This is a genomic window from Nesterenkonia sp. DZ6, assembly GCF_022565835.1.
Taxonomy (GTDB): domain Bacteria; phylum Actinomycetota; class Actinomycetes; order Actinomycetales; family Micrococcaceae; genus Nesterenkonia.
Genome location: NZ_JAJOYW010000002.1, coordinates 88,043 through 114,534 on the forward strand (window position 1 = coordinate 88,043; position 26,492 = coordinate 114,534).

The 26,492-nt window shown below is 66.6% G+C and carries 26 protein-coding genes; 15 read left to right on the plus strand and 11 right to left on the minus strand.

The window, feature by feature from the left end; translation table 11 throughout:
* Positions 1-46: 46 nt before the first annotated feature.
* The 3 genes from LTH93_RS06025 to LTH93_RS06035 are packed head-to-tail and all read right to left on the minus strand — an operon-like array spanning position 47 to position 2,764.
* On the minus strand, positions 47-706 hold the full coding sequence (locus LTH93_RS06025; protein WP_241470406.1) for a DUF4064 domain-containing protein: 660 nt from the start codon (positions 704-706) through the stop codon (positions 47-49).
* A gap of 58 nt (positions 707-764) precedes the next feature.
* Positions 765-2,060, minus strand: a complete 1,296-nt coding sequence (locus tag LTH93_RS06030; RefSeq protein WP_241465184.1) for an ABC transporter permease — start codon at positions 2,058-2,060, stop codon at positions 765-767.
* Positions 2,057-2,764, minus strand: a complete 708-nt coding sequence (locus LTH93_RS06035) for an ABC transporter ATP-binding protein (RefSeq protein WP_241465185.1) — start codon at positions 2,762-2,764, stop codon at positions 2,057-2,059. The genes LTH93_RS06030 and LTH93_RS06035 overlap by 4 nt, the downstream gene beginning before the upstream one ends.
* Before the next feature lie 208 nt (positions 2,765-2,972).
* Here LTH93_RS06035 and LTH93_RS06040 point away from each other — a divergent pair, with 208 nt between their 5' ends.
* The 5 genes from LTH93_RS06040 (at position 2,973) to LTH93_RS06060 (ending at position 8,823) form a co-directional block, all read left to right on the plus strand.
* Positions 2,973-3,980 (plus strand): ABC transporter ATP-binding protein, encoded by a 1,008-nt coding sequence (locus tag LTH93_RS06040; RefSeq protein ID WP_241470407.1) that lies wholly within the window; start codon positions 2,973-2,975, stop codon positions 3,978-3,980.
* Positions 3,970-5,790: an ABC transporter permease gene (locus tag LTH93_RS06045; protein ID WP_241470408.1), complete on the plus strand. Its 1,821-nt coding sequence runs from the start codon at positions 3,970-3,972 to the stop codon at positions 5,788-5,790. The genes LTH93_RS06040 and LTH93_RS06045 overlap by 11 nt, the downstream gene beginning before the upstream one ends.
* Before the next feature lie 241 nt (positions 5,791-6,031).
* Positions 6,032-7,081, plus strand: a complete 1,050-nt coding sequence (locus tag LTH93_RS06050; protein WP_241465188.1) for an ABC transporter permease — start codon at positions 6,032-6,034, stop codon at positions 7,079-7,081.
* The gene (locus LTH93_RS06055; RefSeq protein ID WP_241465189.1) at positions 7,078-7,851 is read left to right on the plus strand and encodes an ABC transporter permease; all 774 of its coding nucleotides are present in this window, start codon (positions 7,078-7,080) and stop codon (positions 7,849-7,851) included. The genes LTH93_RS06050 and LTH93_RS06055 overlap by 4 nt, the downstream gene beginning before the upstream one ends.
* Before the next feature lie 174 nt (positions 7,852-8,025).
* Positions 8,026-8,823, plus strand: a complete 798-nt coding sequence (locus LTH93_RS06060; RefSeq protein WP_241465563.1) for an ABC transporter ATP-binding protein — start codon at positions 8,026-8,028, stop codon at positions 8,821-8,823.
* A 28-nt stretch (positions 8,824-8,851) separates the two neighbouring features.
* On the opposite strand, the gene LTH93_RS06065 is transcribed toward LTH93_RS06060, so the two are convergent.
* Positions 8,852-9,352: a MarR family winged helix-turn-helix transcriptional regulator gene (locus LTH93_RS06065; protein ID WP_241470409.1), complete on the minus strand. Its 501-nt coding sequence runs from the start codon at positions 9,350-9,352 to the stop codon at positions 8,852-8,854.
* 132 nt (positions 9,353-9,484) lie between these two features.
* Here LTH93_RS06065 and LTH93_RS06070 point away from each other — a divergent pair, with 132 nt between their 5' ends.
* The 7 genes from LTH93_RS06070 to LTH93_RS06100 all read left to right on the plus strand — a co-directional run bounded on the left by LTH93_RS06070 (position 9,485) and on the right by LTH93_RS06100 (position 17,001).
* Positions 9,485-10,408 carry an SDR family NAD(P)-dependent oxidoreductase gene (locus LTH93_RS06070; RefSeq protein WP_241465191.1) on the plus strand — a complete coding sequence of 308 codons (924 nt, stop codon included), beginning with the start codon at positions 9,485-9,487 and terminating at the stop codon, positions 10,406-10,408.
* Positions 10,409-10,467: 59 nt separating this feature from the next.
* Complete coding sequence (locus LTH93_RS06075) at positions 10,468-11,442, plus strand: amidohydrolase family protein (RefSeq protein WP_241470410.1); 975 nt, start codon at positions 10,468-10,470, stop codon at positions 11,440-11,442.
* Positions 11,435-12,631, plus strand: a complete 1,197-nt coding sequence (locus LTH93_RS06080) for an acyl-CoA dehydrogenase family protein (protein WP_241470411.1) — start codon at positions 11,435-11,437, stop codon at positions 12,629-12,631. Before LTH93_RS06075 ends, LTH93_RS06080 begins: the two co-directional genes overlap by 8 nt.
* Positions 12,632-12,745: 114 nt before the next feature.
* Positions 12,746-13,219: a MaoC family dehydratase gene (locus tag LTH93_RS06085; protein WP_241465194.1), complete on the plus strand. Its 474-nt coding sequence runs from the start codon at positions 12,746-12,748 to the stop codon at positions 13,217-13,219.
* Between the two features lie 97 nt (positions 13,220-13,316).
* Positions 13,317-14,321, plus strand: a complete 1,005-nt coding sequence (locus LTH93_RS06090; RefSeq protein WP_241470412.1) for an ABC transporter substrate-binding protein — start codon at positions 13,317-13,319, stop codon at positions 14,319-14,321.
* 122 nt (positions 14,322-14,443) lie between these two features.
* Complete coding sequence (locus LTH93_RS06095; RefSeq protein ID WP_241470413.1) at positions 14,444-15,448, plus strand: ABC transporter substrate-binding protein; 1,005 nt, start codon at positions 14,444-14,446, stop codon at positions 15,446-15,448.
* Positions 15,445-17,001 (plus strand): acyl-CoA synthetase, encoded by a 1,557-nt coding sequence (locus tag LTH93_RS06100; RefSeq protein WP_241465197.1) that lies wholly within the window; start codon positions 15,445-15,447, stop codon positions 16,999-17,001. The genes LTH93_RS06095 and LTH93_RS06100 overlap by 4 nt, the downstream gene beginning before the upstream one ends.
* A gap of 20 nt (positions 17,002-17,021) precedes the next feature.
* Here the strand turns inward: LTH93_RS06100 and LTH93_RS06105 are convergent, their stop codons facing one another.
* Complete coding sequence (locus LTH93_RS06105) at positions 17,022-17,657, minus strand: PadR family transcriptional regulator (RefSeq protein ID WP_241465198.1); 636 nt, start codon at positions 17,655-17,657, stop codon at positions 17,022-17,024.
* Between the two features lie 158 nt (positions 17,658-17,815).
* Here LTH93_RS06105 and LTH93_RS06110 point away from each other — a divergent pair, with 158 nt between their 5' ends.
* Together LTH93_RS06110 and LTH93_RS06115 are read left to right on the plus strand one after the other, a co-directional pair.
* Positions 17,816-18,934 (plus strand): aromatic ring-hydroxylating dioxygenase subunit alpha, encoded by a 1,119-nt coding sequence (locus tag LTH93_RS06110; RefSeq protein WP_241470414.1) that lies wholly within the window; start codon positions 17,816-17,818, stop codon positions 18,932-18,934.
* A 6-nt stretch (positions 18,935-18,940) separates the two neighbouring features.
* Complete coding sequence (locus LTH93_RS06115) at positions 18,941-19,948, plus strand: PDR/VanB family oxidoreductase (protein ID WP_241470415.1); 1,008 nt, start codon at positions 18,941-18,943, stop codon at positions 19,946-19,948.
* A gap of 95 nt (positions 19,949-20,043) precedes the next feature.
* Here LTH93_RS06115 and LTH93_RS06120 read toward each other — a convergent pair whose 3' ends face one another.
* From LTH93_RS06120 to glyA, 3 genes are read right to left on the minus strand one after another with little or no spacing between them, the layout of a single operon-like run.
* Positions 20,044-21,066: an LLM class flavin-dependent oxidoreductase gene (locus tag LTH93_RS06120; RefSeq protein WP_241470416.1), complete on the minus strand. Its 1,023-nt coding sequence runs from the start codon at positions 21,064-21,066 to the stop codon at positions 20,044-20,046.
* Between the two features lie 51 nt (positions 21,067-21,117).
* Positions 21,118-22,035, minus strand: coding sequence for a bifunctional methylenetetrahydrofolate dehydrogenase/methenyltetrahydrofolate cyclohydrolase (locus LTH93_RS06125; protein ID WP_241465202.1), 918 nt, complete (start codon positions 22,033-22,035; stop codon positions 21,118-21,120).
* An 8-nt stretch (positions 22,036-22,043) separates the two neighbouring features.
* A complete protein-coding gene (gene glyA, locus LTH93_RS06130; RefSeq protein WP_241465203.1) occupies positions 22,044-23,321 on the minus strand; it encodes a serine hydroxymethyltransferase in 1,278 nt (425 codons plus the stop codon).
* A 164-nt stretch (positions 23,322-23,485) separates the two neighbouring features.
* Between glyA and LTH93_RS06135 the strand changes: the two genes are divergently transcribed.
* The gene (locus LTH93_RS06135) at positions 23,486-23,941 is read left to right on the plus strand and encodes a Fur family transcriptional regulator (RefSeq protein ID WP_241470417.1); all 456 of its coding nucleotides are present in this window, start codon (positions 23,486-23,488) and stop codon (positions 23,939-23,941) included.
* 117 nt (positions 23,942-24,058) lie between these two features.
* Here LTH93_RS06135 and LTH93_RS06140 read toward each other — a convergent pair whose 3' ends face one another.
* The 3 genes from LTH93_RS06140 to LTH93_RS06150 form a co-directional block, all read right to left on the minus strand.
* Complete coding sequence (locus LTH93_RS06140; protein ID WP_241470418.1) at positions 24,059-24,292, minus strand: hypothetical protein; 234 nt, start codon at positions 24,290-24,292, stop codon at positions 24,059-24,061.
* 283 nt (positions 24,293-24,575) lie between these two features.
* Positions 24,576-25,502, minus strand: a complete 927-nt coding sequence (locus LTH93_RS06145) for a hypothetical protein (RefSeq protein WP_241470419.1) — start codon at positions 25,500-25,502, stop codon at positions 24,576-24,578.
* 95 nt (positions 25,503-25,597) lie between these two features.
* Complete coding sequence (locus LTH93_RS06150; protein WP_241465207.1) at positions 25,598-26,440, minus strand: hypothetical protein; 843 nt, start codon at positions 26,438-26,440, stop codon at positions 25,598-25,600.
* Between the last annotated feature and the right edge of the window lie 52 nt (positions 26,441-26,492).

Genomic DNA, 26,492 nt, shown 5'->3' on the forward strand with positions numbered 1-26,492 from the left:
GGGGCGCCCCCGTGAAGGAGCGCCCCCGCAGAGCGAGAAGTGATGACTACCGGCGGAACTGTGCCAGGTAGGTCTTGACCTCGGTGCTGAAGGCCAGCACCAGCCAGTAGACGGCGACGCCCACGTGGACCAGCACGAGCACCAGTGTCAGCAGGTCGGCGCCGATGACGCCGAACAGGGTGAACAGGATGCCGAGGATCGCGAAGACGATGCCGGTGATCCGTGCCCAGTTCTTGTTCTTCCTGAGTCCGAAGAACACCAGCAGGTACAGCCCGACGCCGATGATCAGTGTGACCCAGACGAGGGCCGTGGTGAGGCCCAGCATCATCTCGGCCAAGTCCGCGGCTTCCTGCCCGGTCGCCCCCTGCTGCTCGGCGGTGTTCATCAGTTCCTGCCGGAGCAGGTCGTCGCTCATGAACAGCCCCGGCAGCGCGCTCAGCACATAGATCGCGAGCGAGACCAGGGTCAGGGTCTTGAGCAGGCTGTACTTCCTGGGCTCCGCGATCGGCCCGCCGTAGGCGCCGGGCGCATAGGGGTCGGTGCCGTACTTCGAGGTGGGCTCACCACCGGGGAAGCCGCCGGGCTGGTTGCCGCCGTAGCCGCCGGGCTGGTTGCCGCCGTAACCGCCGGGCTGGCTGCCCGGCTGGCTGCCCGGCTCATTGCCGGGGAAGCCGGCGGGCTGGTCTCCGTAGGGAGGGTTGCTCATATCTGCTCCTTGTTCACAGTTTGTGTTCACGACTCACCTTAGGCCCAGCGGGCCGTCGTCACTCGTACCGAAGCGCCTCGATCGGGTCCTTCTTCGCCGCCCTCGCGGCGGGAAGCGTGCCTGCCAGGAAGGCGATGAAGACGATCAGCGCGATGATCCCGGCGATGGCCAGCGGATCCACCGCGAAGAGCGTCAGTCCGGCCACTGCTCCCAGCGGGCCGCCGTCACCGGTGAGCCAGGCGTTGCCGAGAATCCCGGCCCCGAGTCCGAGCACCACGCCGATGATCGAACCCAGGATGCCGATGACCACGGCCTCCATGGAGAAGAGCCCGAAGACCTTTCCGCTGGACATGCCCATCGCCTTCATCAGACCGATCTCGCGGGTGCGTTCCTGCACCGACATCAGCAGCGTGTTCACGATGCCGAAGCTTGCCGCGAGCAGCGCGATCAGGCCGAATCCGGAGAGCACCCAGGAGACGGCGTCGATCACGCCCTGGACGGCGCCGATCTGGTCCTCCACGGTCAGTCCGAGGAGGTCCTGCTCGGTGAGCGCGTCCTTGATGCCCTGCTCATTGGCCTCGAGGTCGTCCACGTCGACCACCGCCATCGTGTAGGCGTTCTGGGCCTGGCCCTCGTAGCCCTCCATGGAGAGGTCGTTGAGCTCCTGGTTCAGCTCCCGTGAGGGCATGGGGGTGGCTCCGATCCCGGAGAGCGCCTCCTCGGAGACTCCGACGATCTCGGCCTCCACCGCGGTCTGCTCACCGGTCACATTGCTGATGCCGATCTGCACTGTCTCGCCAAGGACCTGTTCGGCGTCCTCGGTGTCGAAGATGGTGAGCCACTCGGCCGGGATGCTGAGCTCCATCCCGTCCTCACCGGGCGCCTCGCCGGCTTCAAGCTCGAGTCCCAGCGCATTCGCCGGCACGTCGAGCTCCATTGCGTACTGCGCACCGTCGGGCGTCTCGAGGTAGTCAGGTGAGACGAAGACCATCGGGTCGACGGCTGAGACGTTGTCGATCTCCTCGATCGACTCGATGTCAGAGTCGGTGAGCACACCACCGCCGGAACCCGGTCCGAACATGCCGCCGGAACTTGCTGCGGCCTCCGGGTCGTATTCGGCCGGACCATCGGTCGGCGCGGCGTCAGAGGCGCCGGTGCTCATGACGAACATCTGCGAAGAGCCGCCGAAGCCGGCGACCACCGTGTCCACATACTTGTTGACTCCCGCGCCCAGCCCCGAGGTCAGGGTCAGGGTGAAGGAGCCGATGACGATGGCGACCACCGTCAGGGCGGTGCGCAGCTTCGAGCGGAAGGTGTTGCCCAGCGCGGTGCGTGCGACGTCGACTGACCTCATGCGTGCACCCCCGTGGCGCCGTGCTCTTCGGCGACGATCTCGCCGTCCTGCATCATGAGCCGGCGCTGGCACTTCGCGGCCAGGTCCTCATCGTGGGTGACGACCACCAGGGTGATGCCGTGATCACGGTGCAGCCCGAAGAGGATGTCTTCGACGATCTCCGAGGTGACGGTGTCCAGGTTGCCGGTTGGCTCATCGGCGAAGAGCACCGCGGGCCTGTTGACCAGGGCGCGGGCGATGCAGGCCCGCTGCTTCTGGCCGCCGGAGAGGTTGGTCGCCTTGTTCTTGGCCTTGTCGGCCATGTCCAGCTGCTCCAGCACCTCCATGCCGCGACGGTTGCGCTCAGACTTGCCCATCCCGGCGATCTTCAGCGGCAGGGTGATGTTCTCCAGCACCGTCTGGTTGGGGTTGAGGAAGAACTGCTGGAACACGAACCCGAAGGACTCGTTGCGCAGCTGGGAGACCTTCTTGGGCTTCAGCGCGGTCACCGGCTCACCGCCCAGCGCGACGACTCCGGAGGTGGGCTCATCGAGAAGCGCCAGCAGATGCATGAGAGTGGACTTGCCGGAACCTGACTTGCCCACGATGGCAACAGATTCGCCCTCGTGGATCTCGAAGGTCAGGCCCTTGAGCGCGTCGAAACGGGTTGCGCCCTTGCCGTAGACCTTGACGAGGTTCTCGGTCTCGAGAACTGGGGTGGACATTGATGGCCTTTCATCGTGCTCAGAGGTGCTGGGCAGACCTGCCGCGAAGAGGACCTGCCGCGAGAAGTTGGAACTACCTGTTCATTCTCGCGGATGACACTGCCCGAGACATCGGCCCAAAGGATGAACCTCTCCGGGGCACAGACTCTGCGACAATGCGCCGATCGCGCTCTCACCAGGGATCTTCACCACGAGTACACTGCCTTTCATGCCCGTCGAACATGCGATCCGCGCCACAGGTCTGACCAAACGTTACGGCGATTTCACCGCCGTGGACGGCATCGATTTCACGGTGAATCGGGGGGAGTCCTTCGGCCTGCTCGGACCCAACGGCGCAGGCAAGTCCACCACCATGCGGATGATCGCCGCCGTGGCCTCGCGCAGCGCCGGCACGATGTCCGTGGCCGGGCTGGATCCGGAGAAGAACGGACCTGAAGTCCGGGCACGACTGGGGGTGATCCCGCAGCAGGACAACCTGGACGAGGAGCTCAGCGTCCGGGAGAACATCATCATGTATGGCCGCTATTTCGGGCTGCCGCGCCGCTGGCTCAGCGCCAAGACCGAAGAGCTGCTCGAGTTCGCCCAGCTCACCCATAAGGCGACCTCCCGGGTGGAGGACCTCTCCGGCGGCATGAAGCGCCGGTTGACCATCGCCCGCGCGCTGGTCAACGAGCCGGAGATCCTGCTGCTCGATGAGCCCACCACCGGACTGGACCCGCAGGCGCGGCACATCCTCTGGGACCGGCTCTTCCGGCTGCGCGAATCCGGGACCACGCTGGTGCTCACCACCCACCATATGGATGAGGCCGAACAGCTCTGCGAGCGCCTGATCGTGGTGGATGAGGGACGGATCATGGCGGAGGGCTCCCCCGCTGGGCTGATCCGTGACCATTCGACCCGTGAGGTGCTCGAGCTGCGCTTCGGCATGGACCGTAACCAGGAGCAGGCCCAGCAGCTCACCACGCTGCTCGGCTCCCCCGGTCCTGCGTCTTCGAACGACCCGGTGCCTTCGAATGGATCCGCGACCGCGGGTCGCGACGTCGGCTTCAGCCATGTGGAGGTGCTGCCCGACCGGCTGCTCGTCTACGCCGGCTCCGCCGAATCTGCGCTGGAGCAGATCCACGCCGCAGGTCTGCGTCCGATGACGTCTCTGGTGCGCCGCTCCTCCCTGGAGGATGTCTTCCTGCGACTGACCGGGAGGACCCTTGTCGACTGATCCCCTGACCGCGGACCCCGCGCTGAAGGGCCCAGCCAGCCCCGCCGCGGACAAGCAGGCGATGGCCGGCAGGGCCCGCCGCTTCGGCGCGCTGCACCAGGCCGAGCGCACGCTGCGCAGCATGCGGGCCTATGGCACCGTGATCATCTTCTCCTCGGTGAGCCAGCCGATCATGTACATCCTGGCCATGGGCCTGGGCCTCGGCGTGCTGGTGGGCGAGGGCGGCGACTTCGCCCAGTACGGCGCGAGCAGCTACCTGATGTACATCGCCCCGGCGATCCTCGCCTCCACCGTGGCCATGGCCGCAGGCATCGAGTTCACCTTCCCGGTGATGGAAGGGTTCAAATGGCGGCGCCTCTACTACGGCGCCCAGGCCTCCCCGTTGAGCCCGGGCCAGATCGCCTCGGGCCACATCCTGGCGGTCAGCGTGCGCTTCGGCATCCACGCGGCGGTCTTCACGGTGGTGCTCCACCTCTTCGGCGCCATCAGCTCCCCGCTGGGAGTGCTGATGATCGTCAGCGCGATGCTGGGCGGGCTGGCGATCGGGCTGCCGATCATGGCGTACGTGTCCACGCTGCGCGATGAGAAGGGGCAGATGTCGCTGATCCAGCGGTTCGTCATCATGCCGCTCTTCCTGTTCTCCGGCACCTTCTATCCGCTGACGAACCTTCCGGGCTTCCTGCAGGTCCTCGGCTGGTTCTCCCCCATCTGGCACGCCAATGAGCTGGGCCGGGTGCTCGCCTTCGGCCAGCCCACGCCGGCCTGGCTGATCGTGGTCCATGTGCTCTACCTGCTGGGCATCACCGTGACAGCCTGGCTGGTGACGGTGCGGATCTTCACCCGCCGGCTGGGCCTGGAAGAGTGGCGGGGCCGGACCCCCGGTGCCAAGGCCGACGCCAGGCGCCAGGACCGGCTCGCTGTGAAGGACGCGTCCGACGTCGCACGCTCGGCTGCCGCTGAGACCGCTCCTGCGTCACGCGGCGAGCTCCCGCGGATCTCGTTTCGCCGCGGGTTCGGCGCGAACTACTACTCCGGCAACATCCGCGCGGTGTTCGGCCGCGGCCTGACCGCGATCCGGAACAACCGCGGGGTCATCTTCCTCTCCGGCCTGCTCGAGCCGGTGCTGTTCCTGACCTCCTTCGGCCTGGGGATCTCCCCGATGATCGCCGGGGTCGACGCCGAGCAGGTGGGACTCAGCGGCGGCGGGACGATCAGCTATGCCGCGTTCATCGCCCCGGCGCTGCTTGCGGTCTCGGCGATGAACGGCGCGATCTTCGACTCCACCTGGAACGTGTTCTTCAAGCTCAAGATCACCAAGCTCTACCGCACCATGATGTCCACCTCGCTGGGCCCGGTGGATGTGGCAGTGGGCGAGATCTGCCTGGCGCTCTTCCGCGGCGGGCTCTACGCGCTGGGCTTCCTCGGCGTGCTGCTGGTCGGCGGACTGGTGGACCCGCTGGCCGCGGTGCTGATGTGGTTCACCGCGCTCTTCGTCGCCCTGGGCTTCGCCTCGGTCGGGATGGCGGTGACCTCGTTCATGACCCGGTTCCAGCAGATGGACTGGATGATGATGGTGCTGATGCCGATGTTCCTCTTCTCGGCCACGCTGTTTCCGATCAGCGTCTACCCCGTCGGGGTCCAGGCGTTCATCCAGGCGCTGCCGCTGTGGCACGCGGTGGAGCTGATGCGCGACATCGCCTTCTGGGACTTCAGCGGCCTGACCCTGGTGCACATCGGCTACTACCTCGTGATGATCGTCGCCGGGCTGGCGCTGACCACGTACCGGATGAAGAAGCTCTTCCTCCGCTGATCCCCTGACCCAAAGCCCGTTGAGGGGCGGATTCTCCGTGCATCTCAGGCCGTCTGGCCCTCGAGATGCCCGGAGAATCCACCCCTCAGCGTTGGGTGGCAGGCAGCGCCCTTGAGAATCTCAATCATTGTTTTCTTGAACTATTGACGTAGGAGGCCTATCCTGACTGTGATGTGTTCTGCATCACAGTGCGAGCGATCTCATTGTGGTGATCCGAGCAACCTTGCACAAGGAGTCATAGATGACTGATGAGAGCTCGCGCCCGGGGCCGGACCCTCGCGGCAAAGCCCCAAGAACCCGCGAGGAGGAGGTCCACCGGCTGCACCGCTGGGAATCCTCCGCCGCCGCGGACCGCCGAGGCGGTGACCTCCGCCGACACACCGACGTGTCCAGCTCGGCTGCCCTGGACATCGCCACCCGTCCGGACCCTGCCGCGCCGCTGACCTCGATCGCGCAGAGCGGCGCCACCGGTCGCGCCACGACCTCGGGACCAGGACGGGCCCGCCGACGACCGCGGCGCGGCTGGGACACCAAGCTTCTCGGCGCCGCCGGGGTCGTGGGCCTGTTGCTGACCTGGGAGATCGTTCCACGCATCGGACTGGTCAACGAACGGTTCATGCCCCCGGCCTCAGAGGCCATCGGCGGACTGATCACGAACTTCGGACTGGCCGACTTCTGGGTCGCGGTGTTCGACACCATGCACGCCTGGGCCCTGGGCATGATCATCGCGGTGGTGCTGGCCACGGTGCTGGGCTTCATCATCGGCTCCTCGACCTTCCTGCGCCGCTTCACGAACTCCACGATCGAGTTCCTGCGCCCGGTCCCCTCGGTGGCGCTGATCCCCCTGGCCGTGCTGCTCTTCGGCGTGGGCATCGAGTCCTCGCTGATGCTCATCGTCTACGCCTGCTTCTGGCAGGTGCTCATCCAGGTGCTCTACGGGGTGGCAGACGTCGACTCGGTCGCGATGAACACCGCACGGTCCTACGGACTGGGACCGATGGCGCGGATGCGCTACGTCACCTTCCCGACCGCGCTGCCCTACATCATGACCGGCGTGCGCCTGGCCGCCGCTGTGGCCCTGATCCTCGCGGTCACCGCCCAGCTGATCATCGGCACCCCCGGCCTGGGGGCCGAGATCAGCAGGGCCCAGTCCGGAGGCAACTACGTCTCCATGTACGCCCTCGTGCTGGCAACCGGCCTGCTCGGGGTCCTGATCAACCTGGTCATGCGGATGATCGAGCGCAAGGTCCTCTCCTGGCACTCCTCGGTCCGCACGGAGGTGGCGGCATGACTTATATCCGGAGTTTCCTCAACATCGTGGCCCTGCCGCTGATCCTGCTGTTCATCTGGTTCCTGGCCACACTCGGGGAGGCGAGCTTCTTCGTCCCCACCCCGCAGCTGCTGGTCGAGACCTTCATCAACACCTGGACCGCGGAACGCTTCGCCGGCGACGTCTTCCCCTCGCTGGGACGGCTCATGGTGGGCATCGCGCTCTCCATCGTGATCGGCATCGTGGGCGGCCTGCTGATCGGCTCCTTCCGCTGGCTGCGCGCCCTGCTGGAACCCACCCTGGAGTTCTTCCGCGCAATCCCGCCCACGGTGCTGATCCCGGTGCTGATGCTGCTGGTCGGCATCGGCGACGAGATGAAGGTCTCGGTGATCGTGCTCGGCGCCGTCTGGCCGATCCTGCTCAACACCATCGAAGGTGTGCGCTCGATGGACGAGGTGCTCGCCGACACCAGCCGCACCTACGGGATGAACAAGGTCAACACCGTCCGGTATCTGATCCTGCCCTCGGCCATGCCGCAGATCATGGCCGGCATCCGCCAGTCGCTCTCGATCGCGCTGATCCTGATGGTGATCTCGGAGATGTTCGCCTCCACCGAAGGGCTGGGCTTCACCATCGTGCAGTTCCAGCGCTCCTTCGCCATCCCAGAGATGTGGTCCGGGATCGTCCTGCTGGGACTCATCGGCGTGGTGCTCTCCTTCATCTTCCAGCTCGCCGAGCGCTGGATCCTGGGCTGGTACCACGGGCTGCGCGAGATCGAGCAGTCAGCCTGAGCCGGCCGCACCCCGGCCACCACACCACTTCACACGCGCGACTTCCAGAGAAGGGACCCGGAGATGACCTCCGCACACTCACAGCCCACAAACCCCGTGATCAGCCAGTCCAGCATCCAGGACACACCGGACGGCAGGATCCCCGTCGGGCGGACCATGCCCGATGAACAGCCGATGCTCTCGGTGCAGAACCTGAAGAAGGTCTATCACACCGACGGCGGAGACATCGAAGCGGTCAGGAACCTGACCTTCGACCTTCCCAAGGGTCAGCTGGCCTGCCTGGTGGGACCTTCCGGATCGGGCAAGACCACGCTGCTCAAGTGCATCTCAGGGCTCATGGCGCCCAGCGCCGGCGAGGTCACCCTGCACGGGCAGAAGGTCACCGGGCCGCCGAAGTCGATGGCCGTGGTCTTCCAGGAGTACGGCCGCTCACTGTTCCCCTGGCTGCGGGTGGCAGAGAACGTCGAGCTTCCGCTGAAGAACCAGGGGATGGACAAGTCCGCCCGCAAGGATGCAGTGGAACAGGCGCTGGAGGCCGTGGGCCTGGCCCACGTGCCGAAGTCATACCCCTGGCAGCTCTCCGGCGGCATGCAGCAGCGTGTGGCGATCGCCCGCGCCGTGGCGTACCAGCCGGAGGTCCTGCTGATGGATGAGCCCTTTGCCGCCGTGGACGCGCAGACCCGCGCCGATCTCGAGGACCTGGTCCGCGGCATCTGGAAGAAGCTGGGCGTCTCGGTGCTCTTCGTGACCCACGACATCGATGAGTCCGTCTACCTGGGCGAGCGGGTCATCATTCTGTCCTCCTCACCGACGATCATCCAGGAGGACGTGCTGGTGGACCTTCCGGCGGACCGCGATCAGCTTGAGACCCGATCCTCGCAGCGCTTCGCCGAGCTGCGTCACCACGTCTACGAGCAGATCCAGCTGGCAAAGAAGGGCTTCCGACCCGAGGACGCCGTGGCGATGAAGTAGGCCCGCAGCGGGTGTGGAGCTGCGCGCCTCAGAAGACGATCTTGGCGAGCAGCACGCGCAGCTGATCCCGCTCCGCGGGACTCAGCGCCTGCAGGGTCTGCTCCTCGGCCTCGCGGGTGCGCTGCACCGCCTGGGCGTAGAGCTCGTGGCCGGCTTCGGTGGCGACCAGGATCTTGGAGCGACGGTCCCGCGGATCGGGCTCCCGCCGGATCGCGCCGCGGTCTTCGAGGATGTCGACGAGGGCGACGACCTGGCTGGGGTCGAGGTCCAGGAATCCGCCCAGCTCGCGCTGCGAGGGGTTGGTCCCGGAGCACGCCATGGCCAGCACGGAGAAATGGCGCACCTTGAGGTCCAGGTCGGCCAGCAGCTGATTGGCCAGGGCATTGCCCCGGCCTCGGGCACGCGCGGTGAGGAATGCGACTTCACGTGCCAGGGCGGAGTCCTGGAAGCGCTCCTCGCTTTCCTCACTTCTCGCCTGCTTCGCGGGAGACGGTGCGCTCGCCGCGGCGGCGGGGGTCGAGGGGGGCATGGATTCTCCTAGCAGCGGTTCCCGAGTGCGGGATTGAACGGATGAGAAGACAAATCATTGACTTTCTCAATATTATCAAGTGAGATGTATCACAGTAAGCATAGGCCGCGTGGCCCTACAGAAGGAGAGACTATGTCGTTGCAAGGCAAGGTTGCCATCGTGACAGGCTCCGGAGCGGGCTTGGGACTGGCGTATGCCCAGGAGCTCGCCGCCCAGGGCGCCGCCGTCGTCATCAACGACGTGGATCAGGCCCACGCTGATGCCGCCGTGGCGGCCATCGAAGCCGCCGGCGGCCGAGCAGTCGCCGTGGTGGCCCCGGTGGGGTCCACCGAGACCGCAGAACAGCTCGTCGAGACCGCCGTGACCAGCTTCGGAGGTCTCGACATCCTGGTCACCAACGCGGGGATCCTGCGCGACAAGTCGCTGCTGAAGATGTCCGACGACGACTTCGACGCCGTGATCAACGTCCACCTCAAGGGCACCTTCACCTGTGTCCGGGCCGCGTTCAAGCACTTCAAGACCGAAGGCGTGGCCGGGCGGATCGTCTGCATCGGCTCCCCCACCGGTCAGCGCGGAAATTTCGGGCAGACCAACTACGCCGCCGCCAAGGCTGGCATCGTGGGCATGGTGCGGACCTGGGCGCTGGAGTTCAAGCGCGCCGGAGTCAGCGTCAACGCCGTGATCCCGGTGGCCGCCACCGCGATGACCAAGACCGTGCCCTACTTCCAGAAGGCCGTGGAGGCCGACGAGCAGGGGCAGCCCATGCCCGACTTCTTCCGCAAGGGGCTCGGCTTCGGCACCGCGCAGGACGCCGCCGGCGTCGTCGCCTTCCTCTCCTCCGACGCCGTGGAAGGCATCACCGGACAGGTCATCGGCGCGGGCGGAGACCGGCTGCAGGTCTGGAGCCACCCCGAGCCGGTGGTCGAAGAGTTCCACGACGGCGGCTGGGACTACGCGACGCTGCAGACCCAGGGCCGCGACATCCTCGGCGCCCACCTGCAGTCGGTGGGCGAGTCCATGCCGGAGCTTCCCGCCGAGCTGCAGCCCACCGCCTAGGCCGCACAGAACACATGCCCAGGACAGCCCGGACAGCCCGAGCAGGAGAGGATCCCCCGATGCGATACCGATCTGCCATCGACGTACATGCCATCGAGGCAGTGGACACCCACGTCCACCTGGAGCTGGACTCGCACGGACACCGCGCGCTGCCCGAGCTGTTCTTCGACGCCTCGGCGAAGTACTTCAAGACCACCGAGCGCACACCCTCGATCGATCGCATCGCGGAGGTGTACCGGGCGCACCGGATGGCGGCGGTGGTCTTCACCGTGGATGCCCGGACCCAGATGCAGCACGCGCCGAACTCCATCGATGATCTGGTGGCGGGGTGCCTGCGCAACAACGACGTGCTGCTGCCCTTCGGCTCGGTGGATCCTCGCACCGGACCCGCGGCCCTCGTGGAGGCTCGGCGGCAGGCCGAGGAGCTGGGCGTCCGCGGCTTCAAGTTCCACCCCACCGTGCAGGGCTTCGACCCCTCGGATCAGCAGTTCTACCCGCTGTGGGAGACCCTGCAGGAGATCGGCCTGCCGCTGATCTTCCACACCGGACAGAACGGCATGGGGGCCGGCACCCCCGGCGGAGCAGGGTTGAAGCTGAAGTACTCCAATCCGCTGCTCCTCGACGACGTCGCCGCAGACTTCCCCGGGCTGCCGATCATCATGGCGCACCCCTCGGTGCCCTGGCAGGACGAGGCGATCTCCATCGCCACCCACAAGTCCAACGTCTACATCGACCTCTCCGGGTGGTCCCCGAAGTACTTCCCTGACAATCTGGTCCGCAGCGCGAACAACATCCTCTCGGCCAAGCTGCTCTTCGGCACCGACTATCCGCTGATCACCCCGGAGAAGTGGTTGGACGCCTTCGCGGATCTGCCGATCAAGGACGAGGTCCGGCCCAGGATCCTCAAGCACAACGCGGTCGCGCTGCTCGGACTCGAGGCGCCTTCAACGGTCCCCGGTGCCACGACCACAGACCCCACGACCACAGACCCCACGACATCCGACCCCGTGACACCCGGAGCCCACGATGCGTGAACCAGCCACCGGCACGGTCATCCCCTCGGACCTCTACGGCTTCGCGGAGCGGCTCACCACGGCCGAGCGCAGCGTGATCACCGGACTGCGCGAGGTGCTCGCCGCACAGGTCCACCCCCACCTCAATGCCGCCTGGGATGAGGCGCGCTTCCCGGAGGAGATCATCGCCCCGCTGCGCAGCCTGAACCTGATGGACCCGCCTGCCCTGCGCGAGGCCGGAGAACCGATCCGCGACATCTTCCTCGGCTTCCGGAACTTCGAACTCACCCGCTGCGACATCAACGTGGCCACCTACTACAACGCCCAGGCCAGCCTGTTCCGCACGGTCTGCACCGTGGGCGGCTCCGTCGAGCAGGCGCGTGAGCTCGACGCGAAGATCGTCTCCCATGAACTCACCGGAGTCTTCGGACTGACCGAACCCGAGCACGGCTCCGACGTCGCCGGAGGCCTCGCCACCGCAGCAACCCAGGATCCGCAGACCGGGGACTGGATCATCGACGGCGCCAAACGCTGGATCGGCGGCGCCACCGCGGCCGACGTCGTGGCGACCTTCGCTCGCGACACCGCGGACGGTCAGGTGAAGTGCTTCCTGGTCCCTACTTCGGCCCCGGGTGTCTCCATGGAGGTCATTCCGCGCAAAGCCTCGCTGCGGATCATGCAGAACGCCGACATCACCTACCGGCAGGTCCGCGTCCCGGAGAGCGCCCGACTGCAGCAGATCAACAGCTTCTCCGACGTCGCCGGCTGCCTGCGCCGGATGCGTTCCGATGTGGCCTGGATGGCCACCGGAGCCATGGCCGGCGCCTACGAGGCCGCCCTGGCCTACGTCCGGCACCGGGAGCAGTTCGGCCGCCCCATCGCCGGATTCCAACTGGTCCAGGAGAAGCTCGCGATGATGCTGGGCAACCTCACCGCCTCGCTGGGCATGGTCGTCCAGCTCACCGAGCAGCAGGCCGCCAGGATCTACCGGGATGAGAACTCCGCGCTGGCGAAGATGTACACCTCGCTGCGGCTGCGCGAGACCGTGGCGCTGGCCCGCGAGGTCTGCGGCGGCAACGGAATCACGCTGGACACCGACGTGGCCCGGTTCCACGCCGACGCCGAGGCGATCTACTCCTACGAAGGCACCCACGAGATCAATGCGCTCATCGTCGGACGGGCCGTCACCGGGGTGGGAGCCTTCACCTAGCCCTTCTCACCCATGACTCTTCACCCGGGCAGACGCCTATCAAAAAACAGATGTGACGCAGACCACACCCGAGGACCCGTGCACTCAGAATCACCCGCCACCTCAAGGAGCAGCATGACCGACACCGACACCGCCCGCACCGTCGTCTCGTTCGAGGACGCACGCACGATGGCCGGCACCGACCTGGGCGAGACCGCCTGGCGCGAGATCACCCAGGAGATGATCAACACCTTCGCCGATGCCACCGATGATCACCAGTGGATCCACGTGGACCCCGAGCGGGCCAAGGACGGACCCTTCGGAGCGCCCATCGCGCACGGCTTCCTGACCCTGTCCCTGATCATTCCGTTCTGGGGCGAGCTCTTCGACGTCACCGATGTCAGCACGAAGCTCAACTACGGCCTGGACAAGGTCCGCTTCACGGCACCGGTGAAGGTCGGATCCAAGGTACGGATGCGCGGCACCATCAGCGCCGTCGAAGAGGTCAAGGGCGGAGGCCTCCACCTGGTCGTGGACGCGACCTTCGAGGTCGAGGGACAGGAGCGACCCGCCGTCGTGGCCACCTTTCTGGCCCGCTTCTACCCCTGACCCGAGCCGAGCAGCTGCTGTTGAACCCACTCCTCCACCGTCACGCCACACCCACCGAGGGCCGCCGTTCTGCGGCCCCGCACCTCAAGGAGCAGTCATGAAGAAGAACATCGCATCCATCACCGGACTCGCCGCGGTCAGCATCCTGGCACTGGGCGCCTGCGGCTCGGGGTCTCCGGCCAGGGATGAGGAAGACGGCAATGGCGCCGACACCGCGAGCGAGAACGGCGAGCTGACCGAGATCACCGTCGGCGTGCTCCCCATCGCCCCCTCGGTCGGGATCTACTACGGCATCGAGAACGGCATCTTCGAGGAGCACGGGCTCGACGTCGAGCTCTCCACCTCCAACGCCGGCGCCGCCATGCTCCCCGCCGTGAACACCCAGCAGCTCGAGTTCGGCATCGGCAACCCCAACTCGGTGCTCAACGCCAACGACCGCGGACTGGACATGCGGATCGTCACCGGGTACTCCAACTCGCTGGCCGAGGGCGACGACATCGCCGGCGTGGTCTCCACCGTGGAGAGCGGCATCGATGACTGGACCGGACTCGAGGGCAACACCGTCTCGGTCAATGCGCTGCAGACCCAGGGCGATCTGACCATCATGGAGGCCGTGGAGCAGGCCGGCGGCGACCCCGAAGCCGTCGAATTCTCCGAGATGCCCTTCCCCGACATGCAGGCCCAGCTGGAGCAGGGCAACACCGACGCCATCTGGGTGCCCGAGCCCTTCCTGAGCAACGCGCTGGCCGATGAGGCGAACCAGCTGGTCGGATACTCCTTCCAGGACGCCATCGCCGGAATGCCCACCATGGTGAGCTTCAGCTCCGGAGAGTACGTCGACGAGAACCCGGAGGTGGCCCAGGCCTTCAGCGACGCGATGAACGAGTCGCTGCAGGCGGCCGAGGAGGACGAGGAAGGCGTGCGCGCACTCCTTCCCGAGTTCATCGACCTGCCCGAAGAGGCAGCCGAGAACCTCCGCATGGAGGAGCTCGACGGCGAGATCCGCACCGAGCAGATCGAGGAGGCCGGGGCGCTGATGGTGAAGTTCGACTTCATCAGCGACGAGCCGGACACCTCCACGCTGTACTTCGAAGGCGAGTGAGCCCCACGCAGCCGACTGCGCCGGTGGGCGGGAGCGGAGCACCCCTTCCGCCCACCACCGCTGACTCACACCCTGACTCTTGACATCCCTGACTTCATTCCTATACACATCGGAGAACCACCATGAAACACCTGTCTCGCGGGACCTTCGCCCTCTGCGCCGTCCTTGCCCTCTCAGCCTGCGGAAGCGGCTCCCCCTCCGGCGACGCCGATGGCGAACCGGCCGACGATGACGCCCAAGCCGAGGGCCGCGAGCTCACCGAGGTCGAGGTCGGCCTGATTCCGATCGTCGACGTCGCCTCGATCTACCTCGGGGACCGGGAGGGGATCTTTGAAGAACACGGGCTTGACCTGACGCTGACTCTGGCCCAGGGCGGCGCCGCCATCATCCCCGCCGTGTCCACAGGAGACTTCGACTTCGGCTTCTCCAACGTGACCTCCCTGCTCGTCGCGGCCGACAGCGGGCTGCCGCTGCAGACCGTGGCCGCAGGTCCGCAGACCACGGGCGACTCCGAGAATGACTTCTCAGCGATCCTGGTCAAACCGGACTCCGGCATCGAAACCGTCGCGGACCTCGAAGGCCAGCGTGTGGCCGTCAACACGCTCAACAACATCTCCGACTCGATGATCTCCGAAGGCGTGCTCGAAGCCGGTGGCGAGCCGTCGAACGTCGACTTCGTGGAGGTCGCCTTCCCCGACATGCTCGCCCAGCTCGAAGCGGACAATGTCGACGCCATCTTCGCGGTGGACCCCTTCGCGAGCATCGCCGACAACGAGGGTTACGACCGGGTCTTCGCGCCCTTCGCCGATGTGGTCGACGAGCTGGGTGTGGGCACCTACTTCGCCTCGCAGCAGCTGGTCGACGAGGACCCGGAACTGGTGGAGAGCTTCCACGCCGCGGTCCAGGAGTCTCAGGCCTACGCCGAGGAGAACCCCGAGGCGGTGCGCGAGGTGCTGCTCGAGTACACGACCATCGATGAATCTCTGCTGAGCGAGATCACGATCCCCGCATTCCCTGAGGAGGTCAATATGGACTCGCTCCAGCAGGTCGCGGAGATCTCTGAACGCCACGGACTCATCGGTGAGGTCCCGAACGTCGAGGACCTGGTCTGGGAGGGCGCTCGATGAAGAATCACGGACTGGGCGACTGGATCCACCGACGACGGGTGCGATCCTGCGGCCAGACCGCGCTGATCAGCGCCGGTGGAGAACAGACCTATGACCAGCTGGCACAGCGCATCGACAAGCTCGCCAACGCCCTGACCGACCGCGGGATCAGCTCCGGTGACCGAGTGGCGTATCTGGGCGAGAACTCCGCGGCGTTTCTCGAGACGCTCTTCGCCGCGGGAAGTCTCGGCGCGGTGTTCGTCCCGCTGAACACCCGGCTGGCACCGCCCGAGGTCCAGTTCGCGCTGCAGGACTCGGGGGCCCGGCTGCTGGTCACCTCACATCCGCTGACACCGGTCGCCGCGCCGGCCTGCCGGGACACCGCCGTGGAGCAGGTGCTGATCGTGGTCGAGGGAGCGGCTCCACCCGAGGAGCCTGCAGCATTTCCGGTGCCCACGGAGACGTTCGAAGCGGTGCTGGCCTCAGGAGCCGAGCAGCGGCCGGACGTCGCGGTGGAGCTGGAGGATCTCGCGGTGATCCTCTACACCTCCGGCACCACCGGGAGCCCCAAGGGCGCCATGCTCAGCCACGGGAACCTGACCTGGAACGCCATCAACGTGCTCACCGACTTCGACCTCTCCAGCAAGGACGTCGCGCTGATGATCGCGCCGCTGTTCCACGTCGCCGCCCTGGGACAGGGCGCGCTGCCGGTGCTGCTCAAGGGCGGGAGCATCCTCCTGGAGCAGCGTTTCGAGCCGGGGCGGGTGCTGTCGCTGATCGAGGAACACCGGGTCACCAACATCTCCGGGGTGCCCACCACGTTCCAGCTGATCTGTGAGCATCCACAGTGGGAGAGCACCGACATCTCCTCGCTGCGCAACCTCACCTGCGGCGGCTCCGCGGTGCCGATGCGGGTCCTCGACGCCTATGAGAGCCGCGGGCTCGCGTTCACCATGGGATACGGGATGACGGAGACCTCACCGGGCGCCACGACCCTGCCTCCGGCCTATTCACGGACGAAGCAGGGCTCCGGGGGGCTCCCGCACTTCCACACCGACGTCAGAGTGGTGGACCCGGCGGACCGGCCCTGCCCGATGGGCGAGGTGGGCGAGATCCAGGTGCACGGACCCAACGTGATCGCCGAATACTGGAACCGGCCCGAGGCCACCGCCGGCTCCTTCGTGCACGAAGAAGATGGCCTCTGGCTCAAGACCGGGGATATGGGCTACTTCGATGAGGACGGCTTCCTGTTCATCTCCGACCGGCTCAAGGACATGATCATCTCCGGCGGGGAGAACATCTACCCGGCGCAGGTGGAGCAGCAGATCGCAGCGTTGGAGGCCGTCGCCGCCGTGGCTGTCATCGGGGTAGAGGATGCCCGCTGGGGCGAGGTCCCGCGCGCGGTCATCGTGGTGCGCGATGGCCACGCGCTGACCGAGGAGCAGGTGCTGCACCACCTCCACGGCAAGCTCGCCCGGTACAAGATCCCGAAGTCGGTGGTCTTCGTGGAATCGATGCCGCGCACCGCCTCGGGCAAGATCCGCAAACCCGACCTGCGCCGACAATATGCCTAGGCGCTGAACATCGGAGCCGTTCAGCCCTGGAGGTCGGGGGCGGCGTCGACGTCGGGGGTCGGCGCGGCGTCGTCGTGCTGCTCGAGCTGCTCGAGCAGCTCCAGGCCGCTGTGCGCCCAGTCCACCTCGGCCTGGGCCAGCCGAATCAGTCCGTCGTAGGCGAACGCCTTGAAGGCGACGATGCGCTCATGCTGCTCGGCGGGATAGCGCTCCAGCCGGGCGGCGATCATCGGGTGCTCGTGGGATTCGATCGCCTGGATCTGGCTGCTCCACTGCGCGATCTGCTCGTTGTAGTGCGCGGCGTGCTTCTGCAGGTGCATCCGCACATTCTCAGGATCGGTCCATTCAAAATACGCGGCCTGCATATGGGCCACATCGCGCCAGGGCGCGTACTTCAACGGAGTGGCCATCCACTCACGGAACGCCGCTTCCCCGGCCGCAGTGATGTAGTACCTGGTCTTGGTGCTGTTCGGGCCCCAGCGCTCCTCACGGCCCTCCACCAGCACCTCCGTCTCCATCCGCCGGAGCTCGGGATAGATCTGCGAATCCGGGGCGTGCCAGACGTGCCCCACCGAACCCTCGAAGCGCTTGGCGGTCTCATAACCGGTCAGCGGGGCCGCGGTGAGGATCGCCAGGATGGCGTAGCGCAGGCTCAAGGCGTTGGAACCTCTCGAAAAGGGGCAGGTGCTTGCCCTCCACTATATCCAGAGCTATTCTGTGACCCACAGCACATATAACTATGTAGATAGCTAGTGGCGTCGACGAGCGGACCGAGACCGGTCTCCACGGCGTCCTCGAGTCACAGGAGGCGGACATGACAGATCTCAGCCCGAGCGGCGCCACCGCGAAGAACATGGCCTATCCGCTCAACGCCTGGTATGTGGCCGGATGGGATCATGAGGTCAATCGGAAGAAGATCCTCTCCCGGAAGATCGCCAACCGCCCCATGGCGCTCTACCGCACCGAGGAGGGCCGGCCCGTCGCGCTGACCGACGCCTGCTGGCACCGACTCGCCCCCCTCTCCATGGGCTCCCTGGTGGGTCCGGACGGAGTCCAGTGTCCGTATCACGGCCTGCAGTACAACTCCGCTGGTCGTTGCACCTTCATGCCGGCGCAGAAGACGATCAACCCCTCGGCGATGGTGAACTCCTTCCCCGTGGTGGAGCGGCACCGCTTCATCTGGGTCTGGCCCGGAGACCCGATGCTCGCCGACGCCGCCCTGATCCCGGACATGCACCAGATGGGCTCCGACGAGTGGGCCGGCGACGGCAAGACCATCGATGTGCGCGCGAACTATCAGCTGGTGCTGGACAACCTGATGGACCTCACCCATGAGGAGTTCCTGCACTCCTCCTCGATCGGGCAGAAGGAGCTCAGCGAGTCCGATATCGAGGTCACCCACGACGACCGCACGGTCACCGTGACCCGGTTCATGGAGAACATCGACGCCCCACCGTTCTGGCTGAAGAACATGCGAGACAAGTTCCCAGACTTCGAAGGCAAGGTCGACCGCTGGCAGATCATTGAGTTCCAGATGCCCTCCACGATCTGCATCGATGTCGGGGTGGCCAAGGCGGGCACGGGCGGGCTCACCGGTGATCGCAGCCAGGGTGTGAACGGGTACGTAATGAACACGATCTCCCCGGTCGATCAGGCCAACGCGATGTACTACTGGGCCTTCATGCGCAACTACCGGCTGGAGAGCCAGCGGATCACCACCGAGCTGCGCGACGGCGTGCACGGGGTCTTCGCCGAGGACGAGGAGATGCTCACCGCCCAGCAGCAGGCGATCGTGGACAACCCGGACCACGAGTTCTACAACCTCAACATCGACGCCGGCGGCATGTGGGTGCGCCGGCTGATCCAGCGCGCCGTGGAGGCCGAGCGCACGATGCTCGCCTCCGACGCCGACCTCTCCGACGCCAAGGGCTGATGCCAGGTGTCACAGGGAACCCAGCTGCACTGGCAGCGAGCCGTGGTGAAGTCGCGCCGCGCCGCCGCCGATGAGATCGCCGAGATCGTCCTCGCCGGGGAACGACCGCTGTTCACCGAGCCTGGCGCGCATATCGACGTGCGCATCGCCCCGGACATGGTCCGCTCCTACTCGGTGGTCGAGGGTGCGGTGGACGGAAGCTGGGTGAAGATCGGGGTGCGCCGCTCCCCCACCTCGCGCGGCGGATCACGGTTCATGCACGCCCTTGAACCCGGTGATCCCCTCGAGGTCACCTCGCCGCTGCAGAACTTCCCGCTGCGAGTGGGCGCGCCGCGCTACGTGCTCCTCGCCGGCGGAGTGGGCATCACGGCGATCCACTCGATGGCCCGGGTGCTCAAGCGGCTCGGCGCGGACTACCAGCTGATCTTCGTCGGACGCTCCCGCCCGGCCATGGCCTTCCTCGACGAGCTGCATCGCGAGCACGGACCGCGGCTGAGGCTCTCGGTCGATGACGAGGGCGACGTCCTCGACGTCAAGGGGCTCCTTGGGCAGGTGGATCACTCCACCGAGTTCTACATGTGTGGTCCCATCCGACTGATGGACGCCGTGCGGAGGGCCTGGATCGAGCGCGAGCTGCCGATGCCGAACCTTCGCTACGAGACCTTCGGCAACAGCGGCTGGTTCGACCCGGAGGAGTTCGAGCTGCGGATCCGCGGCTCCGAGCGCCACACGGTCGTCTCTCCGGACGAGTCCATCCTGGAGGCGCTGGAGCGGGTCGGCGTGGAGGCCATGTACGACTGCCGCAAGGGCGAATGCGGGCTGTGCGTGGTCAAGGCCGACCAGCTGAACGGCGTCATCGACCACCGTGATGTGTTCTTCAGCGAGGCGGAGAAGAGCACCGACACCAAGCTCTGCGTCTGCGTCTCCCGGGTGGCCTCCTGCGCGAACTCAGCGGGAGCCGGTGCCGAGGATTCAGCCTCGACGCGGGCTACGCTGACCCTCGACTTTCCCTGATCCCCCACCGTTGAGGGGCGGCTTCTCCGGACATCTCATGGGCCGAGAGGCCGCAGCTGTTCGGAGAATCCGCCGCTCGACGCGTCAGGTGGGTCTTACTTCCAGCCCAGCGGCTTGGCCACGTGCTCGACCAGGGATTCAAGGATGTGGGCGTTGTAGTCCACGCCGAGCTGATTGGGCACGGTCACCAGCACCGTGTCCGCGGCCTGGACTGCCTCGTCCTTGGCGAGCTCCTCGACGAGCAACTCGGGTTCCGCAGTGAAGCTGCGTCCGAAGATCGCGCGGGTCTTCTCGTCGATCATGCCGATCTGGTCCTTGGAGTCGCGCTGGCCCAGGAAGTAGGCCCGGTCCTGGTCCGAGACGATGGGCAGGATCGAACGCGAGACCGAGACCCTGGGAGCGAAGCCGTGGTCGTGCTTGGCCCATTCATCACGGAAGGCCTGGATCTGCTTGGCCTGCTGGATGTGGAACGGCTCGCCGGTCTCGTCGTCCTTCAGCGTGGAGCTCATCAGGTTCATCCCGCGTGAGGCCGCCCAGCGCGCGGTGGCATCGGAACCGGCACCCCACCAGATGCGCTGACGCAGACCCTCGGAGTGTGGCTCCAGGCGCAGCAGCCCCGGCGGGTTGGGGAACATCGGTCGCGGGCTGGGCTCGGCGAAGCCCTGGCCGGAGAGCACCTGCAGCGCCACCTCGGTATGCCGGCGCCCCATGTCGGCGTCGGACTCGCCCTCGGCGGGCTGGTAGCCGAAGTGCCGCCAGCCTTCCACGGCCTGCTCCGGTGAGCCTCGGGAGATGCCGAGCTGCAGCCTGCCCTCGGCGATGAGATCCGCGGCGCCGGCATCTTCGGCGAAGTAGAGCGGGTTCTCGTAGCGCATGTCGATCACGCCGGTGCCGATCTCGATGCGATCGGTCTTCGCGCCGACGGCGGCGAGCAGCGGGAACGGCGAGGCCAGCTGCCGGGCGAAGTGGTGCACCCGGTAGTAGGCGCCGTCGACGCCCAGCTCCTCAGCCGCAACGGCAAGGTCGATGGACTGCAGCAACACATCAGAGGCAGAACGGGTCTGCGAATGCGGTGAGGGCGTCCAGTGTCCGAAGGAGAGAAATCCGATGTTCTTCACATTTGAAGGAACACCCTCGGCGCCACCACTATTCCTGGCCTGCTGCGCGGACTACTCCGCGAGCTGACGCTCCGCGGTGAGCACCACGTTGGCCAGCAGCTCTGCGCGGGTCATCGGGCCGACGCCGCCGGGGTTCGGTGAATACCAGGAGGCCACCGACTCGATGCCCGGAGCGAGGTCACCGTAGATCTTCGCCTTGCCGGTCTCCGGGTTCACCTCGCGGGTGACTCCAACGTCGAGCGCGATCACGCCGGGCTTCAGGTCCGCCGGATCGATCATGTGCTTGACCCCGGCGGCGGCGACGACGACGTCGGCGCCGGCCAGGTGCGCGGCGAGATCTCTGGTCCCGGTGTGGCACAGGGTCACGGTGGCGTTGACGTCGCGCCGGGTCAGCAGCAGCCCGATCGGCCGACCGATGGTGACCCCGCGTCCGACGACGACGACGTGCTTGCCGCGCAGGTCCAGGCCGTAGCGGTCCAGGAGATCCACACAGCCCTTGGGCGTGCACGGCAGCGGGGTGGTGATCTCCTCGTTGACGTTGGCGACCAGCCGGCCCAGGTTCATCGGGTGCAGGCCGTCGGCGTCCTTCTCCGGGGAGATCGCCTCGAGCACCTGCTGGGTGTTCAGCTGTTTGGGCAGCGGCAGCTGGACGATGTAGCCGGTGCAGGCCGGGTCCTCGTTGAGCTTCTCCAGCTCGGCGAGCAGCTGCTCCTGGGTGGTGTCGGCGTCGAGCTCCACCTGGATGGAGTTGATCCCCACCTCGGCGCAGTCGCGGTGCTTGCCCGCCACATAGGACTGGCTGCCGGCATCGGCGCCGACCAGCACCGTGCCCAGCCCGGGGGTGACCCCGCGGGCCTTCAGCTTCGCGACCCGTTCGGCGAGGTCGGCCTTGAGCGCCTTGGCGGTGGCCCTGCCGTCGAGGATCTGCGCCTGCTGCGGAACCCGGGCCTGCTGCGGGGCGTCGCTCATCGGCGGGTTCACCAGTCCTCGAGGCCTTCGTAGAGCGGGAAGTCCTTGGTCAGCGCGGCGACCCGGGACTTCAGCCCGTGCAGGTCCGCGTCAGGCTTGAGCGCCTCGGCGATGATGTCGGCGACCTCGCTGAATTCCTTCGCCGCGAAGCCGCGGGTGGCCAGGGCGGGGGTGCCGATGCGCAGGCCGGAGGTGGTCATCGGTGGGCGCGGGTCGTTCGGCACGGCATTGCGGTTGACCGTGATGCCGACCTCGTGGAGCGTGTCCTCGGCCTGCTTCCCGTCGAGCTCGGAGTCGCGCAGGTCCACCAGCACCAGGTGCACGTCGGTGCCGCCGGTGAGCACCGAGACGCCATGCTCGGTCACATCCGGGGCGATCAGTCGCTTCGCCAGGATCTGGGCGCCTTCGATGGTGCGCTTCTGCCGCTCGGCGAACTCCTCGGTGCCGGCGATCTTGAAGGCGATGGCCTTGGCCGCGATGGCGTGCATCAGCGGGCCGCCCTGCTGGCCGGGGAAGACTGCGGAGTTGATCTTCTTCTTGTGCTCTTCCTTGGTCAGGATGATGCCTGACCGCGGGCCGGCGAGGGTCTTGTGCACGGTGGTGGTGACGACGTCGGCGTAGGGCACCGGGTTCGGGTGCAGTCCGGCGGCCACCAGGCCGGCGAAGTGAGCCATGTCCACCCAGAGGATCGCTCCGACCTCGTCGGCGATCTCGCGGAAGCGTGCGAAGTCGAGCTGGCGCGGGTAGGCGGACCAGCCGGCGACGATCATGTCGGGCTTCTCGGCGATGGCCTGCTCGCGGACCTTGTCCATGTCGATGATGCCGGTCTCGGCGTCGACCTCATAGGCGGCGATCTCGTAGAACTTGCCGGAGAAGTTCAGCTTCATGCCGTGGGTGAGGTGCCCGCCGTGGGCCAGGGAGAGGCCCATCAGCTTGTCGCCCGGCTTCAGGAAGGCGGTCATCACGGCCACATTGGCCTGGGCGCCCGCGTGCGGCTGGACGTTGGCGTGGTCAGCCCCGAAGAGCGCCTTGGCGCGTTCGATCGCGAGGTTCTCTGCGACGTCGACGAATTCACAGCCGCCGTAGTAGCGCCGTCCCGGGTAGCCCTCGGCGTACTTGTTCGTCAGCACCGAGCCTTGGGCCTCGAGGACGGCGCGCGGGACGAAGTTCTCGCTGGCGATCATCTCGAGGGTGTCGCGCTGGCGTCCCAGCTCATCCGAGATCGCCTGAGCGATCTCTGGATCGACCTCGGCCAATGGGGCGTTGTTGATATCCGATGTGCTCATGCTCTGAAGCTCTCCTTGCGGATGAATACGTGGCAGCGTGAGCCAGTCTATCGCTCAGCCGGGTCGGCCCACGCCGGATGGCCGCGCTGGACTCCCGCCAGACCGGGGATGTGACACGCACCCGGTTTATTGTGAATGACTCATATGTGCGGCACACTGGGAGCATGACCTCCTCCGACTGGCCTGCCCGGCTGCGCGAACGCGGACTCCGCGTGACGCGCCAGCGCCTCGCAGTCCTGGAGGCAGTGTCCGCCCAGCCGCACAGACCGGCCGACGCGGTCCACGCCGCCGTCCGCGAACAGCTGCCCGAGATCACGGTGCAGTCGGTCTACACCGTGCTGCATGATCTCACCGCGCGCGAGCTGCTGCGCAGGTTCGACCCGCCGGGTTCACCGGCCTGTTACGAGACCCGCACCCACGACAACCATCACCACGCGATCTGCACCCGCTGCGGCCGGATCGAAGATGTCGAATGCGTCCATGGAGAGGCACCCTGCCTGCAGGCGCCTGCAAGCCTGGGAATGCAGATCCAGGTCGCCGACGTCGTCTTCCGCGGCGTGTGCCGCACCTGCTCGGAAGGCTCGGAGGAGCTCGTCGGCTCCGGCTCCGCTGGAGCCTGACATCTCCCGCCCGGCCCGACCGCTCCCCCGGCCCCTGACGCGTCCTGCCTACGCACAAGAAACCCCCGCAGGGAACCGGGGTTCCTCGCGGGGGTGTCTTTGAAGAGAAGAAGTCGATCAGACGTCGTCTTCTTCTTCCTCCATCGTCTCTTCTTCCATGGGCTCTTCTTCCATGGTGTCTTCCTCTGTGGTGTCTTCCTCTGTGCCCGGATCCTCGACTTCGCCGTTCTCTGCCGGCTCTTCAGTGTCGGTTCCGCCATCGTCGCAGGCGGTGGCACCGAAGAGTGCCAGGGAGCCGATGCCGACGACGCCGGCCAGGGTGCGAAGCTTGCTTGTTTCGGTGGTAGCCATAATTCGTTTACCTCCGTCATTTGCATCAGAAGATGCTGCGCGGTCTTTCCGCGGTCTGTCATCGTTGAGCGACCGTGTGAGATCCCCTAGATGACCTGCACCTAGTCTGCACAGACCGGACGCTTCAGCGAAAGCCTATTCGGCCATTCCGGCCTGATTCATGGGGAGCTCCTACCGGGCATGGAGCCGGCGTTGCTGTGGGCCGGCATTCCTGAATGGAAGCTGGGAGCCTGCCGGGGGTCCGCCGAGGGTCTGCCGGGCTGAACCAGCCCGAATCCTGGGCTCAGACGAGATCGCTGAGAATCCCCTGCAGCTGCTCATCGTCGATGACCGCCTCATCCTCGGGCTCCTCCGGGGTCTCAGCCTCGTCCCAGTCCGTGACGGTGACCTCGAGGTCCTGGTCCTCACCGGGCAGGCGCAGACCCATCAGCTGCGGTGAACCCTCGTCGGCGAGCACCGCGAGCTCGACGTCTTCGTTGGAGTAGACCCAGACGTTCTGACCGTCCCGAGTGTCCAGCGACGAGTCCAGGTCGAGCTCGGCCAGGGAGTCGACGTCCAAGGTCTCGGTGACCTCGGCGCGCAGCAGCTCCAGCAGCGCGTCGGGGGTGCGCGGCACCGCGGGCTCGGCGTCGCTGACGTCGACCCATTCCCCTTCGGCGCTCAGGGCTGCGCTGAGCGCCTCGGCATCGACCTCTGGCTCCACCTCGGGCGGGACCTGCGCCTCGTAGTCGAAGACGAAGGCCTCCACGGACTGGAACGTGTCGTCGCCGAAGGTCAACACCTGGAAGTCGGGGCTGTAGTTCAGCTCGGTCGCGGCGTCTCCTTCGAGTTCTCCGGTGACCGAGAGCTCGAAGCCCTCGTCGTCGCCTTCGAAGAACTCCGGTGCGTATCCGAAGAGCTCATGGCCGCGCTCCAGACCTGCCGCCATGGTGATGCTGACGCTCTCCTGCTCCAGGGAGGACTCCCAGACCTCGGTCTCGATCTCGGCGAGGTCCGCGACCTGCTCGTCGTCCTCATTCTCGGCGATCTCGTCTGAGGTGACTCCCTGGTCCTCCGCTCCGTCAGTGTCGACGTTCTCCTGCGGGTTCTCCGCTTCACGCGGATCTTCCTCACCGCAGCCGGCCAGTGCCAGGGCTGCGATGCTCAGCACCGCCGTGGTGGTGAATGCTCGCGTGACGGCCTTGGGGGACGTCTGGGTTCCGTTGCTCATGGTGTTTCCCTTCCACTGTGTGGCTGGGACCCCGGACTGATGTCCAGGCGTCCCGTTTCTGCACAACCCCCCGTTGTGTTGGTCTCTCGTGCCGCTCAGGCCTCGGCGTCGTCGTTGTTCTCGTCCTCGAGCTCCCCATCGAGTTCCTCTGTGGACCAGCCGTGCTCGGCGGCGATGGCCTCGAAGATCTCGTCCAAGGTCATCACGTTCTCCGGCTGGTCCGGGCGCTGGGTCTCGTTCCAGGCGCTGAAGACGTAGCTGGAGTCCTCGTCGCGCATCTGGACCAGGTAGGGGGCTCCGTCTGCGGCGACCACGAGCTCGGTGGAGCCGTCCTCGGTGGCGTAGACGTAGACCTGCGCGCCGTCACGGGTCTCTGCGGTGCCCTCGAGCCCGGCGATCTCCTGGCCCTCGAGCTCACGCTGCCAGGTGCTGATGAAGTCCTGGGCGGAGAAGACTGCGCCTGCGCCGTCGGTGCTGAACTGGACCCACTGCTCGACGACCACCGAGGTGATGAAGTCCTCTTCGATGAGGGCGGTGATCTCTTCATCCATCTCGCTCATCAGCAGCGCGGCGAAGTCCTCCCCGCGGAAGTACTCCACCCCGTCGATGGCGCGCTGGGTGAAGGTGACGTCGCCAGCGGTGAAGGTCATCTCGGAGTCGCTGCCGTCCACGGCGCCGGTGATCAGCAGATCCCCGGTGTCGTCTTCGTCGATGTCTTGGAACATCTGGTCGACGTCGGCCTCGGCGGCTTCGATCTCGCCTTCGATGTTCACGGTGTCCGCGGTCAGCATCGCATCCCACATGCGGTCCTGGATCTGCCCGAAGCTCGGAACCTGGGGCTCGTCGTCCTCCGCATCGCCCGCGAAGGGGTTCCCGCCACAGCCGGCGAGCAGCACGACGGCGGCAGCAGCGCTGCCAGCCAGAGCCGAACGCTTCATGGGGCCTCCTTGGGGACATACACGGTGCAGGTCGACGAGCTGCGCGAGGGCG

Excerpts from the sequence above, each read along its gene's own strand:
- LTH93_RS06025 (WP_241470406.1), bottom strand. The coding sequence starts at position 706 with ATGAGCAACCCTCCCTACGGAGACCAGCCCGCCGGCTTCCCCGGCAAT.
- LTH93_RS06030 (WP_241465184.1), bottom strand. The coding sequence starts at position 2,060 with ATGAGGTCAGTCGACGTCGCACGCACCGCGCTGGGCAACACCTTCCGC.
- LTH93_RS06035 (WP_241465185.1), bottom strand. The coding sequence starts at position 2,764 with ATGTCCACCCCAGTTCTCGAGACCGAGAACCTCGTCAAGGTCTACGGC.
- LTH93_RS06040 (WP_241470407.1), top strand. The coding sequence starts at position 2,973 with ATGCCCGTCGAACATGCGATCCGCGCCACAGGTCTGACCAAACGTTAC.
- LTH93_RS06050 (WP_241465188.1), top strand. The coding sequence starts at position 6,032 with ATGACTGATGAGAGCTCGCGCCCGGGGCCGGACCCTCGCGGCAAAGCC.
- LTH93_RS06055 (WP_241465189.1), top strand. The coding sequence starts at position 7,078 with ATGACTTATATCCGGAGTTTCCTCAACATCGTGGCCCTGCCGCTGATC.
- LTH93_RS06060 (WP_241465563.1), top strand. The coding sequence starts at position 8,026 with ATGCTCTCGGTGCAGAACCTGAAGAAGGTCTATCACACCGACGGCGGA.
- LTH93_RS06065 (WP_241470409.1), bottom strand. The coding sequence starts at position 9,352 with ATGCCCCCCTCGACCCCCGCCGCCGCGGCGAGCGCACCGTCTCCCGCG.
- LTH93_RS06070 (WP_241465191.1), top strand. The coding sequence starts at position 9,485 with ATGTCGTTGCAAGGCAAGGTTGCCATCGTGACAGGCTCCGGAGCGGGC.
- LTH93_RS06075 (WP_241470410.1), top strand. The coding sequence starts at position 10,468 with ATGCGATACCGATCTGCCATCGACGTACATGCCATCGAGGCAGTGGAC.
- LTH93_RS06080 (WP_241470411.1), top strand. The coding sequence starts at position 11,435 with ATGCGTGAACCAGCCACCGGCACGGTCATCCCCTCGGACCTCTACGGC.
- LTH93_RS06085 (WP_241465194.1), top strand. The coding sequence starts at position 12,746 with ATGACCGACACCGACACCGCCCGCACCGTCGTCTCGTTCGAGGACGCA.
- LTH93_RS06090 (WP_241470412.1), top strand. The coding sequence starts at position 13,317 with ATGAAGAAGAACATCGCATCCATCACCGGACTCGCCGCGGTCAGCATC.
- LTH93_RS06095 (WP_241470413.1), top strand. The coding sequence starts at position 14,444 with ATGAAACACCTGTCTCGCGGGACCTTCGCCCTCTGCGCCGTCCTTGCC.
- LTH93_RS06100 (WP_241465197.1), top strand. The coding sequence starts at position 15,445 with ATGAAGAATCACGGACTGGGCGACTGGATCCACCGACGACGGGTGCGA.
- LTH93_RS06110 (WP_241470414.1), top strand. The coding sequence starts at position 17,816 with ATGACAGATCTCAGCCCGAGCGGCGCCACCGCGAAGAACATGGCCTAT.
- LTH93_RS06125 (WP_241465202.1), bottom strand. The coding sequence starts at position 22,035 with ATGAGCGACGCCCCGCAGCAGGCCCGGGTTCCGCAGCAGGCGCAGATC.
- glyA (WP_241465203.1), bottom strand. The coding sequence starts at position 23,321 with ATGAGCACATCGGATATCAACAACGCCCCATTGGCCGAGGTCGATCCA.
- LTH93_RS06135 (WP_241470417.1), top strand. The coding sequence starts at position 23,486 with ATGACCTCCTCCGACTGGCCTGCCCGGCTGCGCGAACGCGGACTCCGC.
- LTH93_RS06140 (WP_241470418.1), bottom strand. The coding sequence starts at position 24,292 with ATGGCTACCACCGAAACAAGCAAGCTTCGCACCCTGGCCGGCGTCGTC.
- LTH93_RS06145 (WP_241470419.1), bottom strand. The coding sequence starts at position 25,502 with ATGAGCAACGGAACCCAGACGTCCCCCAAGGCCGTCACGCGAGCATTC.
- LTH93_RS06150 (WP_241465207.1), bottom strand. The coding sequence starts at position 26,440 with ATGAAGCGTTCGGCTCTGGCTGGCAGCGCTGCTGCCGCCGTCGTGCTG.